Genomic DNA, 14,262 nt, shown 5'->3' with positions numbered 1-14,262 from the left:
TACAATACCTATGATGACTGAATAGTTACAACTTGGAGCGATATAGCCAATTATTGTTAAATTAGAAGCTGTGGTCAGAGCCTACTAAATAATAATATGTAATTTTGCATATTGAAAACTATTATGCCATCATGTAGTTTTCATGATACCTTAACTAAGTAACAAACAAGCTTTCGTTATGCATGTTTAGCCTTAGCTTTCTGGTTGAATTGAAATTATAAAAGAATATATATATTAAATAGGTATGAAGAAGAAAAGTATCTTACTATCTGCTATAGCAGCAGTTGCAGTGTTACTTACCAGTTGCGGTGGAGGAGGTAGACAAAGTCTTCCAACAAACAATGAGTATCCTGTAGTAACGATTGGTGCAGCTAATGCACAGTTGAAAACAACATTTCCAGCTACTATTAAGGGTGTGCAGGATGTTGAGGTACGTCCGAAGGTAAGTGGCTTTATAACAAAGCTGTATGTACATGAAGGCGAATATGTACGTGTGGGGCAGGTACTTTTTGTAGTAGATAACTCTACTTATCAGGCTGCTGTACGTCAGGCAGAGGCTCAGGTTGCTTCAGCACAGAGTGGTGTTGCTGGAGCTCAGGCTCGTGTCGTACAGGCTAATGCAAGTCTTAATTCTGCAAATGCTCAGGCTGCAACATCACGTTTGGCTTATAGTAACAGCAAGAACCTTTATAATAATAAGGTGATTGGTGATTATGAGATGGAAGCAGCTAAGAATACTTACGAGACAGCACAGGCTGCTGTTAGCCAAGCACAGAGTGGTGTAGCTTCCGCTAAAGCAGCTGTAGTACAGGCTGAAGCTGCTGTTCGTCAGGCACAGGCAATGCTTGCCACGGCTAAGGATAACCTAGGTTTCTGTTATGTGAAGAGTCCTGCATCGGGTTATGTAGGTAGTCTTCCTTATAAGGAGGGTGCTTTGGTAAGTGCATCTTCTGCACAGCCAGTTACCACTGTCAGCAATACATCTTCTATTGAAGTTTACTTTTCAATGACAGAGTCTGATGTATTAAAGCTCAGTCGTACTAATAATGGATTGAACAATGCCATCAAGTCTTTTCCAAGTGTAAGTCTGTTGTTGGCTGATGGTACAACTTATAACCACGAAGGTATAGTAGTTAAGACCAGCGGTATCATTGATGCAACAACTGGTACGGTGAGTGTTATTGCCCGTTTCCCTAACCCAGAACATTTGTTGAAGAGTGGTGGTAGCGGTCAGATTGTTATTGCAAAGACTAACAACCGAGCTTTGTTAGTTCCACAGGAAGCTACTGTACAGGTTCAGGATAAGATCTTTGTATATAAGGTTGATGCTGATAGTAAGGTACACTATACCGAGATTACAGTTGATCCACAGAATGATGGAATGAACTACATCGTGACAAGTGGTCTTAAGATGGGTGACCGAATTGTGAGCAAGGGTCTTTCAAGTCTTGAAGATGGTGCAGATATTAAGGCACTTACTCCTGCAGAGTATGATAAAGCCATTGAGAAAGCAGAGAAACTTGGCGAGAACCAAGGTTCTGCATCAGGCTTTCTCAAAGCTATGAAAGGCGAAGGTAAGTAGGTGATGGGTGTTGAATGTTAGGTGTTGGGGTGATGATGATTTCTTAATTCATACGATAGCCTCTCTCCTAAATAAACAATCAGGTATTATGACATTTACGAATTTTATTAAACGACCGGTATTGTCAACGGTTATATCAATCTTCTTTGTACTCTTGGGTATCATTGGATTGGTATCACTGCCTATTGAACAATATCCGAATATTGCCCCTCCTACGATTTCGATTTCGACATTTTATCAGGGAGCAGATGCACAGACCGTGCTGAATTCTGTTATCACACCATTGGAAGAGAGTATCAATGGTGTTGAGAACATGACCTATATGGAATCAACTGCAACCAATGCTGGTATGGCAATGATTACGGTTTACTTCAAGCAGGGTGCAGATCCAAATATGGCAGCTGTCAACGTACAGAACCGTGTGTCACAAGCACAGGCATTGTTGCCAGCTGAGGTGACACGTGTGGGTGTGACGGTATCAAAGCGTCAGAGTTCAAACGTTGTGATGTATTCATTGACAACAGATGACGGACGATATGATGACGAGTTCTTGACGAACTATAACAATATCAATATCGTGCCAATGTTGAAGCGTATCAATGGTGTTGGTGACGTACAGACACCGGGTATGAAGACTTACTCTATGCGTATATGGCTATATCCTGATAAGATGAAGCAGCATAAGCTGGTTCCATCAGATGTATCTATGGCTTTGGTAGAACAGAATATTGAGGCTGCACCGGGTTCATTTGGTGAGCAGAGTAATCAGAAGTTTGAGTATACCATGCGTTATAAGGGACGTCTAAAGACCCCAGAGGAGTATGGTAATATCATTATTTCAAGCAATACCAATGGTCAAACAGTTCACTTGCGCGATGTAGCAAAGGTTGAGTTAGGTGGTCTGCAGTATTCAGTTATGATGAAGAACAACAGCCGTCCTGCTGTTATTGGTATGGTAAACCAGATCGCTGGTTCAAATGCTACACAGATTGCAGATGATGTGAAGACTGCCTTGGCTGATGCTCAGAAGCAGATGCCGCCGGGCATGAAAGTTACAATTGAGCAGGATGTAACAGAGTTCCTCTTTGCTTCAATCCAAGAGGTAGTCTTTACATTGTTTATAACTCTTTTATTGGTATTTTTCGTTGTGTATATCTTCTTGCAGGACATTTGTTCAACGTTAATTCCAATGATTGCAGTTCCTGTGGCTTTGATAGGAACCTTCTTCTTCCTTTGGGTATTTGGATTCTCCATCAACCTGCTGACACTCTCGGCGTTGCTGTTGGCAATTGCCATTGTGGTCGATGATGCCATCGTGGTCGTTGAGGCTGTACATGCAAAGCTCGACTTAGGTTATAAGAGTGCGATGACAGCAGCTATTGATGCAATGAACGAAATCTCTGGTGCTATTATCTCTATTACTTTGGTGATGTCAGCCGTGTTTGTTCCTGTATCCTTTATTGGTGGAACCTCTGGCACATTCTATCGTGAGTTCGGTGTAACGATGGCTGTGTCTATCATTATCTCTGCTTTGAACGCCTTGACACTTTCTCCAGCGCTTTGTGCTATCTTCCTGAAACCACATAGTAAGGATGAGGGTCATAAGAAGTTGTCACGTGTTGACCGTTTCCACATGGCTTTCAATACGCAGTATGACAAGATAAACACAAAGTATCAGAGGATTGTTGAGAAGAGCATCAACCATCGTTGGATTTCCAGTCTTGCGGTTATATTAGGTATTGTTGCACTTATCGTTACAATGAAATTCACACAGACTGGTCTTGTTCCAAATGAGGATACGGGTACATTGTTTGCAATGATTAGTTTGCCACCGGGTACATCACAGGTTGAAACCCAGAAGGTGACCGACCAGATTGACAAAATGTTGGCAAGCAACCCATATATTGAGCGCCGTGAGCAGATTGTAGGTTACAACTTCATGGCAGGTCAGGGTTCTAACCAGTCAACCTTTATTATTAAGCTAAAGCCATTTGCCGAGCGTGAATATGGAATGATAGATCGTATTAAGTCTGTTTTTGATGGCGCAGGTATTGCGGGCTTGTTTATCGACCCTACATCATCGAATATGATTTTGGGTATGATTTACAAGCAGACATCAAGTATCAAGGGAGCACAGATTATTGCTTTCGGTCCTCCGATGATTCCTGGTTATGGTCTATCAAATGGTGTTTCTTTTGTATTGCAGGATAAGACTGGTGGCGATCTTAATAAGTTCTATAAGGTAGCACAGGATTATTTAGCAGCATTGAACAAGCGTCCAGAGTTTAGCCGTGCACTTACCACTTACAACCCTAACTATCCACAGTATATGGTTGATGTTGATGTGGCAAAGGCAAAGCAGGCTGGTACATCACCAGCTGCAATTCTCTCAGTATTGCAGGGATATTATGGTGGTATGTATGCCTCTAACTTTAATGCATATGGTAAACTCTTCCGTGTTATGATTCAGGGTACGCCAGAGAGTCGTATGAGTGAGGACGGACTGACCAATATCTATGTGAGAACGGCAGGTGGAATGGCACCTGTAAGTGAGTTTTGCACATTGAAGCGTGTTTATGGTCCATCAAACATTACTCGTTTCAACCTCTTTACCTCTATCTCTATCAGTGCTACTCCAGCTGATGGTTATTCTTCAGGTCAGGCTATTCAGGCTGCTGAGGAAGTAGCAAAGCAGGTGTTGCCACAGGGTTATGGTTATGATTTCTCAGGTCTGACACGTTCAGAGCGAGAGTCTTCTAACTCTACAGCATTGATTTTCGCTCTTTGTATCGTGTTTGTTTACTTGATTCTGAGTGCTCAGTACGAGAGTTATATCCTTCCATTGGCTGTTATCCTCTCTATCCCACTCGGTTTGTCTGGAGCATTCATCTTTACGTTAATCTTCGGACATAGCAACGATATCTATATGCAGATCTCATTGATTATGTTGATTGGTCTGTTGGCAAAGAATGCTATTCTTATCGTAGAGTTCGCTCTTGAGCGTCGTCGTACAGGTATGGCTATCAAGTATGCTGCTATCTTAGGAGCTGGTGCACGTCTCCGTCCTATCCTTATGACTTCTCTTGCAATGGTTATCGGTTTGTTGCCATTGATGTTTGCAAGTGGTGTAGGTCATAATGGTAACCAAACGTTAGGCGCAGCTGCTGTGGGAGGTATGCTTATCGGTACACTTTGTCAGGTGTTTGTTGTGCCAGCACTGTTCGTCTTCTTCCAGCACTTACAGGAGCGTATTAAGCCAATTAACTTTGAGGATGAGGCAAGTCGCGATGTAATCAAGGAACTTGAGAAGCTTTCAAAGGGACCTGCAGTGGATTATAAGATTGAAGAGTAGACTCTAATAAAGGAATAACAATGAAGAAATTAAATATAATCATTATAGCTCTTGCAGCCTTGTCATTGACAGGGTGCAAGAGTCTCTATGGCAATTACGAACGCCCTAATGTGAAGACGAGCGGTATTGTTCGCGACCCTGTTGATGACAAGGCTACGCTTGAGGGGGCTAACGACTTCGGTAATCTGCCATGGCGCAGTGTCTTCACTGACCCACATTTGCAGACCCTCATTGAGAAAGCACTTAATAATAATCCAGACTTGCTCAATGCTGCTTTGAATGTTGATATTGCTGAACAGCAGGTAAAGGCTGCCAAACTTTCTTTCTTGCCATCAGTGGTATTTGCACCAACGGGAACGATTTCTCATTTCGGTACGCATACATCATCAACACAGGCTTATACGCTTCCAATCTCAGCAAGCTGGGAGGTAGACCTTTTTGGTAAGCTTCGTTCTACTAAGAAGTCTGCTCAAATGGCGTTAATGCAGGTACAGGACTATAAGGTTTATGCGCAGACAAACCTCATCGGTAGTGTTGCCAACCTTTACTATACGCTCTTGATGCTTGATCGTCAGAAACAGATTGTTGATGACATGTTAGGTCTTACCAAGAATACTTGGGATATGATGAAACTCCAAATGGAGTTTGGTCGTGCTCGTTCAACAAGTGTACAGAGCGCAGAGGCTGCTTTCTATAGTGTTCAGACACAGGCTGCAGACATTCGTCGTCAGATTCGTGAGACAGAGAATACTCTTAGTTTACTTCTTGGTGAACCAGCTCAGACGGTTGCACGTGGCAGTCTTGACAACCAGAGCTTGCCAGCAAACTTCGCAGGTGGTATCGGTGTTCAGCTATTGAGTAATCGTGCTGATGTTCATGCTAATGAGATGGCTTTGGCACAGTGTTTCTATAATATTCAGACAGCTCGCAGCCGTTTCTATCCATCACTGACGATTTCACCTACAGGTGCATGGACAAACAGTGGTGGCATGGTGAACCCTGGAAAGCTCCTGTTAAGTGTTGTTGGTAGTCTTACACAGCCAATCTTCATGCGTGGTCAGTTGGTAGCAGGGTTACGTGTTGCAGAGGATAAGTATAAGCAGGCGTACAACACATGGCAGAACAGTGTTCTCAAGGCTGGCTCAGAGGTGAGCAATGCGCTCGTAGCATACAATGCAGCTAATGAGAAAGAACAGTTGCGCAAGCAGCAGATTGATGTCTTGAATAAGAATGTTGAGCACACACAGATGCTCTATACACAGAGTTCAAGCACTTATCTTGAGGTTATCACCGCACAGCAGAGTCTACTTAATGCTGAGATTTCACAGGTTCGGGAGCAGTTTACAAAGCTTCAATCAATTGTCAATCTGTATAAGGCCTTAGGTGGAGGTGCAAAGTAATTCATAATTTATAATTCACAATTCATAATTCATAATTATGATTACCACGATTACTGATGTGATACATTAAATGGTTGTTGGTAGATACTGATAAAATTAAATATTTAAGATTATGAGTAGCGAAATTAGTCCAAAAGCTGAGATCTCTCCAAAGGCAAAGATTGGAGACGGCTGTAAGATATTCCCATTCGTATATATAGAGGATGATGTTGTCATTGGTGATAACTGTGTAATCTTTCCCTTTGTGAGCATCTTAAATGGTACTCGTATGGGTAACGGAAACAAGGTTCATCAAGGTTCAGTACTTGCTGCTTTACCACAAGATTTTGAGTTTGTGGGAGAGAAGAGCGAACTGATTATGGGCGATAATAATATCATCCGTGAGAATGTAGTCATCAACCGTGCTACGCATCGTGGTTGTAAGACAGTTCTCGGTTCTAATAACTTCCTGATGGAAGGTGCACATGTTAGTCATGATACGGTTGTTGGCGATTGTTGTGTCTTTGGTTATGGTGCTAAGGTTGCAGGCGACTGTAATATTGGGACGGGTGCTATCATCTCGTCTAATGTTGTTGAAAAAGCCAACACTCGTGTAGGCGAATATGCAGTGGTGCAGGCTGGTACGACCTTCGCAAAGGATGTTCCTCCTTATGTTATAGCTGGTGGTTCACCTATCGGTTATAATGGAGTAAACACTACTGTCAGCAAGAGAGCAGACGTTGACGACAAGGTGCTTAAGCATATAGCAAACGCTTATCGTCTGTTGTTCCATGGTCAGACATCTGTTTTTGATGCTTGTATTCAAATAGAACAGCAGGTTCCTGATTCACCTGAAATCCGTAACATCCTCGAGTTTGTACGTGGAACAGAAGAAGGAATCATCAGTAAATTATAATTTTCATACCTATAGATTTTATGATTGGGAGAGTCGCAGCCGTGAGGTTGGCTCTCCTTTTTCTTTGTATAGAAATTCCGGCTCTATAACGAATCGTGTGGGTTGTTTGCCCCGATTAGAATAATATCTGTTGTATTCATGAAAAGAAGTTATTTGTTCAGTTTAGTTTACTCTTTAACACTTTAGCCAACGGAAAAGGATGTTTTAAGGTCTTATTTCATACAATATTCGTGAATGTTTACCATCATTTGCTATGGTGCTGATACTCTGCACATGTGGTGCGGAGGGTTAGCACATATGGTGCGGAGGGTTAACACCACATGTGCGGAGGGTAAAATTCACCATGATATAAGGATGACAGGGGATGAATCGTGAGCAAAATGTTGTAATACTAAGAATACGCAGGCGGTGGTGTAGAAGCTTGTTTAGCTCAAACTCCTTTATATTCATAGTTTAACCAGTCTTCTTCTGTTTGGCCATAAAGCCATTAAACACAGGAACGCTGGCAAGGAAAAACTGTTTACCCACACGATTCGTTATAGAACCGAAATACCTTTCTTGTTGGTAAAGTTTTCTGACGTACACTTTTGTATTGATAGGCTCTTCGTATTTGAATCCTTTTCTTGCAGTAAGGCTAAAAGGAAATAGCCAGATTAATACGATGCAGTGCAGGGGATATCCAGTGCGATGACACGGTCACGGATGACATCTAACTCTTCGGGAGTAGCTTTTTGCAAGTGCTGGTCGGGTGTTTCACGGTCGATAGTGTATATCATTACCTCGCGTGGAGCAATCTCTTTGACAGCTTCTAACCATGGTGCAACGAAGTTTTCGGTTGTGTTGTCCGCATTATAGCCATCCTCTGTTGTTCCTTTCATAAACATTGTTTGGATAATCGCTTGTCCATTAAAGGCTTTGATATTAGCAATGATACGGTTTACATCGTAGGAAGGCTGTGTGGGACGGTCTACCTTGTTGATATACTCTGTGTTGATAGTATCAAGTTTCAGGATGTTATTATCCACCTTTGATAATGCATCGTGAACCTTCGGACGATGGATAAAAGTGGAATTGCTGAGAACAGATATCTTTGCTTGTGGACAATACTCATTGCGCAGACGGATTGTGTCATCAATGATTTCATTGAAGTGTGGGTGAGAGGTTGGCTCACCATTGCCAGCAAATGTAAGGACGTCAGGATGGATATTCTCCTGTTTCATCTCCTTTAGTTTTGCTTCTAACGCCTCTGCAACACGCTCACGAGTAGGGTGGGGTGTCTTTGTGCGGTGGTCTTTGTTGAAGCCACATTCGCAGTATATGCAATCGAATGTGCATATCTTACCGTCTGCTGGCATTAAGTTGATACCTAATGAAATACCTAAGCGACGGCTGTGAATAGGACCGAATATAGGGGATGGGTAGATAATCGTGCTCATTGAATATTTATTTTATAACAACAAAGATAAGTGTTTTTGTTGAATGTTATGTTGTTTCTTATAAAAGAAAAAGAGAATGCGTATACTTATTTGTACTGTGCAATATATAAATCTAATCAATAATAACCCATTGGCAGAAGTAAGTGTACTACGAATTAATTCTGCCAAAGAGTTATCAAGCATATTATCTAATAATAACCTTTCTTACCTGCCCTTTCCTGATTCTCACGATATTCACGCCCTTTTGAAGTTTTGTAAGTTGCTTACCTTCTATATTGTAAATTTGGGTCTCTTTTGGATAATCTATTGTCTGGATATTAATATCTGTGGAAGTATCAACCTTTACAATACAAGTTGAAGGGTAGTGTCCGTCGTTAGAATATGCTAAAATAACGGCTAATCCTTCGCCTACAGCTGTTACTGTACCATCTTCAAGTACATTACAAACATCAGTTGTAGCACAAGACCATGTAATTGTAGTGTCGGTTGCATTGGCTGGGTCAAGAACAGCACGTAACTTGAAACTATCTCCTAATTTTTTAAATGTAAGGCTTGCTGGTTCTATATGCAAGCCTTTTACGTGTGTAATTACTTCAACCTTACAAGAATCACCAATTGCTCCATCTGTAGATTTAGCATATACCCAAACTTTACCTTCATTCTTTGCCTTAACAATCCCTGTATTTGATACTTCTATATTATCATTACTTCTTGACCAGATAACATTACTATCATCAGGATTTTCTGGTGTCAATATTGCTTTCAACTGCCTTTGTTCCCCTTTCTCTAATTGTAAGGAATGGATATCTAAAGTAATTGCTGTTAATGGACGACTCTCCTTTACTGCTACTCTACAAATAGCTTGTAGTCCTCCATCTTTACTTTTTGCAATAACACTACATTCTCCATAACCAGTTGCTGTAATTGTACCTTTTGAAGTAATAATACAAACATCATTCTTCGTACTCATCCACTCCACCTCTTTGATACTTGCATCTTCTGGATAAACCTTCGCAGATAAAGAGGCTGTTTCACCAAGATGTCCTAATACAATATTCGTAGGGAATATTCTAATACTATCAACATGAGTTATATCTTCTATTAAATTCATTTTTCCCCAATGATCATCAGACTTATAGGCATTTAAACTTCCATGAGGAATATAAGCTGTAAAATAATGAAGTTCGTCGTATCTTATGGAAATATGAGGAGGTACTATAGATTTAGAGTGGAGAAAAATATTTTGGATACCAGAAGACCACCATTGGCTCGCGTTGGAAATTTGCTGAACCTTCTTTCCTAAGAATACATGACAACCATCCTTATACTTAAAAGATGAAACATCAAAATTCTCAATTTTATCACCGATAAGAATCGTGTCAGGTTTCCATTGTGTATTTAAAATGCCTTTGGTCCGATATAGTCTAAAGATGAAGTAAATTCATTCCAATTCAAGTGTTTTAAATTGGTAGAAGCATAAAAGGCGGCTTCTCCAATGTAGTGCATCTTCTTTCCTAAATGGATAGATGTAAGATTTTCACAATCAATAAAACTATACTTAGGAATCGAATCAATATTTTCCCCTAAAAACAAGTGTTTAAGATATTTCTTGTTATCACCTCCATAAAAAGACTCAGATGATACAGCGTGTATCTTTTGTGGACTAAAATATAAGCTGTCAACCGATATGTTACCAATTGCAGAGCTTATTTTTTTAAACTCTTTGGTAGATATAAAGAGGCTAAGTGTCCATCTCCATTGAGACAATTCCATCCGTTAGACATACAATCATCAAGAATTGATATGCTACCAACGATATGTGTGTTTTCAAGATTTAATCTACCTCCAGAGAGTGCCCTGTCACGTATCAAAGCACATAAAAACTTAATGTCGGTATCATTTATATATCCTGTAACAGTTAAATCCTTTACTGTCATTTGATCACCATAAGTAATCTTGTTTGACAACCAACCAGGGTTCTGACAATCAACTGTCAACTTCGTTGCCTGCGCATACATAGTAAGACAGACGCATAGCAACCATAAAAGGCTAAATAATTTCTTCATTTTAATTTTCTTTTTAATTAATTTATTCATTTACTGAACTTTCTAAATAAAGTCCATCAAAAAACCGATATAGCTGCAAGAAGCATTCTTGAAGTTTCTGTATATCTATCATCATACTTTGTTGCCAAGATTCTTGAGATAAATTGAGCATCTTTGGATACCTGAAAGTTGTACTCCTTTCATCCAATTCATGAAAACTCTTTATCAAAAATTCTACAGATTCTACATCATCGTCTAATTGCAAAGAACAAACAGACTTTAGTTTATCCCATATCTTCATTAAGCTATGTCCTGTAACAACTATCCCTCTTCTATTTTTAATGATTAACTTCATCGTCAGTTCTAAGTACATACGAAAACAGAACATTGCTGGATAGATGTAACTGTCTTTACGAAAATAACTTTTCCCATAATGTACTATATTCAGCAACATAATAGATGCCTGTATATAACCATATACAAAATAAACATCATTATCTCTTGATCTCAACATAAGCCTTGGATCCATTGGATACTGTGACTCTACTATTAATTTTTGTCCTTTTTTGAATGGACCAAGCCTCAAAGCAATAGAGTCTATATCCATTTGAGCCAAAGAAAAAATGTCGCGATGTACCTGTTCTCTATAATGTCGCTTAAGTTTAGTTTGGTAAGATTTATACTTCATATAAATAGTTTGAATAATTAAAAGTTATTTCTCAAAAGAAATAATCTCATTAGGATTATATCCATGCCTCGCAAACTCATCACATATATCCTTTTTCGTGGTTAGTAATTCTTCAGGAGTATCTTTCCTATAATTCATTATCCTTCTCTCAACAACCATATTGTCGATTTTCCCTACAATTTATAATCCGCAAATCGAAGCGTTGTAAGAATTTTAAACGATGCGTTCATAGAACTAAAACGAGGAGTACCAATGGGATACCCCTCTCAAAAAAGAAATAGCGTTCAAAGAGATGTTTCTTTGAACGCTATTTCATTATAATGCCAGTCACACGTTTACTTCAATCTTAACATCTTCACAATCCTCAATATATGGTAGTCTTTATTCACCGTTTAAATGGTGTTAGAATACTATTCAAGCGACATCTGTATAAAGCATTATATCCGTATAGGATGAATTATAATTCATACGAGCATTGAACTCTTTACGCTGACAGCTCTCAAAAGGATTACCAATGAGTTTATTTTTGCCTATCCATTCGCAAAGTTCTACTATAGAAGATTTATTTGACGTGAAATAGATAAAGCGATGACCAGCGAGAATGGTAAGCACGTCGAGATAGTCAGAGAGCTTCCAGTACATCTTATATGTTGTACTATCAGTACTTAGGTACGGAGGGTCGACCAGGAACACGACGTTAGGAACATCCTTATATTTTTCAAACACCTCTTTATAATCACAAGAGGTAATGGTCAATCCGTCAAGGTAGTCATCACAAGGTGGATAATCTGTTGATTTAATATTATTATACAATGTCTCTTTCTCAAGATCAGCATACGTTGTTACATACTTCATAGAGAATAGGATAGACGAAGATAGAGTGATATAATCAACACATCCATAGATACGCTCGTACTTACGGACGCACTCTAACACTTTTTCTCGTTGTACTCCCAAAATAGCCTTGTACCGTGGAGCATCCACTATCTTGCGTAATTCTGACAGCAGTGCGTTCGTTTCTGATAACATAGTCAGCCGTTTCTGATAACCGTCAAAATCATTATAGATTACGGTCGAATTAGGCTTCTGACACTTGGCTATATGAGATAGCAGACCACTTCCACCAAACAAGTCTACAAAGGTAGTACCATCAGGGAATTGTTGGAGTACCTTAATATACTCCTTAGCAAACATCCGCTTCTGTCCCTGAAATGGAAGCGGTGCAGAAAAGTATTGTTTTCTCATTGTCTCACTTAATTAGTATGGCAAAGTTCGTCATATTTAGCGATGGCAAAGAATATTTACAACAAATCATACTGCAATCATCTTGCAGTCACTTTCGAATCTCTTAATGAGTGCATACACCTTACGCTCACTCACAGCATACTTGTCTGAAAGACGTGCAACTATATAAGACACCTTTTCACCACTATTCAGTAAAGTAGTATAGTCTGTATACAAGTCTACATACGCTTCATCTTCCAATCGAATTCCTGCAGTTTTGAGCCTTTTTATTAACTCCCGATTAAATTTCAATACTTCTATTATCTTCATTATCCTAAATTTTAGTATCTTTGCAATGTCTCACTTATTAAACAACAAAATCGGCACGATGCGGCAGAGGGTATATGCCCCCAGTCAGCATCGTGCCGATGTGTTGTTAATAGTAAGTGAGACGACTTTTAACAGGCTGGGGGCTTTTTATATTTTCATTCACCTGCAGCCTGCTAATAGAACTACAAAGGTACTGAATTTTGGGCAGGTTGTCCTCAAAATTCAAAGAAATGAATCTCAAAAATCTTATTCAGAACTTAACTACACAGCTTAAAGGTCATAACGCCTTAATCCAGATACAGGTAGACGGGCAATATATCGTAAAGCGAGTGGGCGATGTGAACAAGTTGATGGATAACCCAACAATGACATTATATAAGCAGGAGAGCTCTTTTCTTGAATGGATGGACGAGGAAATTAAAAAGGAAACTTTCACGCCTGGAACTATATCAAATCATAAGGCTGCATTAGCGGTACTGAGGCGATTTAAGGATGATATAACCTTTACTCAGATTGATTACAAGTGCATTTGCGATTTCGAGAACTTCTTGAGAGCTGCTGGATATGCGATAAACACCATTGCTAAGTTTATGAAGATTTTTCGTCGATTCGTCAATCTTGCTATCGACGAGGACCTGATGAGTGTCTATCCTTTTCGCAAGTATCATATCAAAACTGAGAATGTGCAGAAGCAATCATTGACAGAGAGAGAACTGAGGCGGATTGAGGAGAAAGAAGCAAAGGAAGATATGACCGACGAGGAGAGGAAGGTGATTAAAGGTTTTCTATTCAGTGTCTATTCAGGTCTTCGCTTCTCTGATATCGTGCAAGTCACTAAGCAGCACGTAAAGAATATATATCGAAATAAGTGGGTGATCATGCGAATGCAGAAGACAGACCACGAGGTAAGAATACCTATCTCTAAGATGTTTGGAGGTAAGGCTGCTGCAATGGTACAAGAGAACAAAACAACTACAGGTAAACTTTTTCAGCTACCTTGTAACGCACGTTGTAACCTGGTTCTCAAGCGTATGCTCAAGCGATTCAATATACACAGACATATAACCTTTCATTGCGCAAGGCATACGTGTGCTACTGTACTGTTGAGTAAGGGAGTTAGCTTACCTATAATACAACATATATTAGGACATCAGAGTATTAAGACAACGCAGGTGTATTCTGCTGTGAAGGACACGACTATTAATAAGGAAATAAGAAGAGCCTTCAGGTAAGGTGGTTCCATCGGGACTATACATATACCTTCTGGTAGAAAATTTAATGAACTGCAATATTTTTCAGGCTGGAATCCG

Annotated in this window: 13 protein-coding genes; 5 read left to right on the top strand and 8 right to left on the bottom strand. The window is 39.8% G+C overall.

The window, feature by feature from the left end:
• The first annotated feature begins 244 nt into the window (after positions 1–244).
• The 4 genes from J5A56_RS01535 (at position 245) to lpxA (ending at position 7,229) form a co-directional block, all read left to right on the top strand.
• The gene (locus tag J5A56_RS01535) at positions 245–1,582 is read left to right on the top strand and encodes an efflux RND transporter periplasmic adaptor subunit (protein WP_021671116.1); all 1,338 of its coding nucleotides are present in this window, start codon (positions 245–247) and stop codon (positions 1,580–1,582) included.
• 88 nt (positions 1,583–1,670) lie between these two features.
• Positions 1,671–4,934, top strand: a complete 3,264-nt coding sequence (locus tag J5A56_RS01530) for an efflux RND transporter permease subunit (RefSeq protein ID WP_036919085.1) — start codon at positions 1,671–1,673, stop codon at positions 4,932–4,934.
• A 20-nt stretch (positions 4,935–4,954) separates the two neighbouring features.
• Positions 4,955–6,334 (top strand): efflux transporter outer membrane subunit, encoded by a 1,380-nt coding sequence (locus tag J5A56_RS01525; RefSeq protein WP_021671114.1) that lies wholly within the window; start codon positions 4,955–4,957, stop codon positions 6,332–6,334.
• A gap of 112 nt (positions 6,335–6,446) precedes the next feature.
• A complete protein-coding gene (gene lpxA, locus J5A56_RS01520; RefSeq protein ID WP_021671113.1) occupies positions 6,447–7,229 on the top strand; it encodes an acyl-ACP--UDP-N-acetylglucosamine O-acyltransferase in 783 nt (260 codons plus the stop codon).
• Between the two features lie 453 nt (positions 7,230–7,682).
• Here the strand turns inward: lpxA and J5A56_RS13725 are convergent, their stop codons facing one another.
• From J5A56_RS13725 to J5A56_RS01485, 8 genes are all read right to left on the bottom strand, one after another.
• The gene (locus J5A56_RS13725) at positions 7,683–7,814 is read right to left on the bottom strand and encodes a hypothetical protein (protein WP_282958283.1); all 132 of its coding nucleotides are present in this window, start codon (positions 7,812–7,814) and stop codon (positions 7,683–7,685) included.
• A 68-nt stretch (positions 7,815–7,882) separates the two neighbouring features.
• Positions 7,883–8,665 carry a radical SAM protein gene (locus J5A56_RS01515; RefSeq protein WP_036920355.1) on the bottom strand — a complete coding sequence of 261 codons (783 nt, stop codon included), beginning with the start codon at positions 8,663–8,665 and terminating at the stop codon, positions 7,883–7,885.
• 184 nt (positions 8,666–8,849) lie between these two features.
• On the bottom strand, positions 8,850–9,776 hold the full coding sequence (locus J5A56_RS01510) for an Ig-like domain-containing protein (protein ID WP_211815463.1): 927 nt from the start codon (positions 9,774–9,776) through the stop codon (positions 8,850–8,852).
• Positions 9,777–10,063: 287 nt separating this feature from the next.
• Positions 10,064–10,438: a leucine-rich repeat protein gene (locus tag J5A56_RS13875; RefSeq protein ID WP_211815462.1), complete on the bottom strand. Its 375-nt coding sequence runs from the start codon at positions 10,436–10,438 to the stop codon at positions 10,064–10,066.
• Entirely contained in the window at positions 10,372–10,731 is a 360-nt protein-coding gene (locus tag J5A56_RS01500) for a hypothetical protein (protein WP_211815461.1), read from the bottom strand. The genes J5A56_RS13875 and J5A56_RS01500 overlap by 67 nt, the downstream gene beginning before the upstream one ends.
• A gap of 22 nt (positions 10,732–10,753) precedes the next feature.
• Positions 10,754–11,398, bottom strand: coding sequence for a hypothetical protein (locus tag J5A56_RS01495; protein ID WP_021672833.1), 645 nt, complete (start codon positions 11,396–11,398; stop codon positions 10,754–10,756).
• A 414-nt stretch (positions 11,399–11,812) separates the two neighbouring features.
• Positions 11,813–12,643, bottom strand: coding sequence for a DNA adenine methylase (locus J5A56_RS01490; RefSeq protein ID WP_021672835.1), 831 nt, complete (start codon positions 12,641–12,643; stop codon positions 11,813–11,815).
• A gap of 66 nt (positions 12,644–12,709) precedes the next feature.
• Positions 12,710–12,952, bottom strand: coding sequence for a hypothetical protein (locus tag J5A56_RS01485; RefSeq protein WP_021672836.1), 243 nt, complete (start codon positions 12,950–12,952; stop codon positions 12,710–12,712).
• 230 nt (positions 12,953–13,182) lie between these two features.
• On the opposite strand from J5A56_RS01485, the gene J5A56_RS01480 reads away from it, so the two are divergent.
• Entirely contained in the window at positions 13,183–14,184 is a 1,002-nt protein-coding gene (locus J5A56_RS01480) for a tyrosine-type recombinase/integrase (protein ID WP_021672837.1), read from the top strand.
• Positions 14,185–14,262 lie beyond the last annotated feature (78 nt).

Source organism: Prevotella melaninogenica (genome assembly GCF_018128065.1).
Classification (GTDB): Bacteria; Bacteroidota; Bacteroidia; order Bacteroidales; family Bacteroidaceae; genus Prevotella.
This window is presented reverse-complemented; position numbering and strand designations above follow the sequence as displayed.

Coding starts and splice junctions, on each gene's coding strand:
- J5A56_RS01535 (WP_021671116.1), top strand. CDS start 245: ATGAAGAAGAAAAGTATCTTACTATCTGCTATAGCAGCAGTTGCAGTG.
- J5A56_RS01530 (WP_036919085.1), top strand. CDS start 1,671: ATGACATTTACGAATTTTATTAAACGACCGGTATTGTCAACGGTTATA.
- J5A56_RS01525 (WP_021671114.1), top strand. CDS start 4,955: ATGAAGAAATTAAATATAATCATTATAGCTCTTGCAGCCTTGTCATTG.
- lpxA (WP_021671113.1), top strand. CDS start 6,447: ATGAGTAGCGAAATTAGTCCAAAAGCTGAGATCTCTCCAAAGGCAAAG.
- J5A56_RS01515 (WP_036920355.1), bottom strand. CDS start 8,665: ATGAGCACGATTATCTACCCATCCCCTATATTCGGTCCTATTCACAGC.
- J5A56_RS01510 (WP_211815463.1), bottom strand. CDS start 9,776: ATGAATTTAATAGAAGATATAACTCATGTTGATAGTATTAGAATATTC.
- J5A56_RS13875 (WP_211815462.1), bottom strand. CDS start 10,438: ATGGAATTGTCTCAATGGAGATGGACACTTAGCCTCTTTATATCTACC.
- J5A56_RS01500 (WP_211815461.1), bottom strand. CDS start 10,731: ATGAAGAAATTATTTAGCCTTTTATGGTTGCTATGCGTCTGTCTTACT.
- J5A56_RS01495 (WP_021672833.1), bottom strand. CDS start 11,398: ATGAAGTATAAATCTTACCAAACTAAACTTAAGCGACATTATAGAGAA.
- J5A56_RS01490 (WP_021672835.1), bottom strand. CDS start 12,643: ATGAGAAAACAATACTTTTCTGCACCGCTTCCATTTCAGGGACAGAAG.
- J5A56_RS01485 (WP_021672836.1), bottom strand. CDS start 12,952: ATGAAGATAATAGAAGTATTGAAATTTAATCGGGAGTTAATAAAAAGG.
- J5A56_RS01480 (WP_021672837.1), top strand. CDS start 13,183: ATGAATCTCAAAAATCTTATTCAGAACTTAACTACACAGCTTAAAGGT.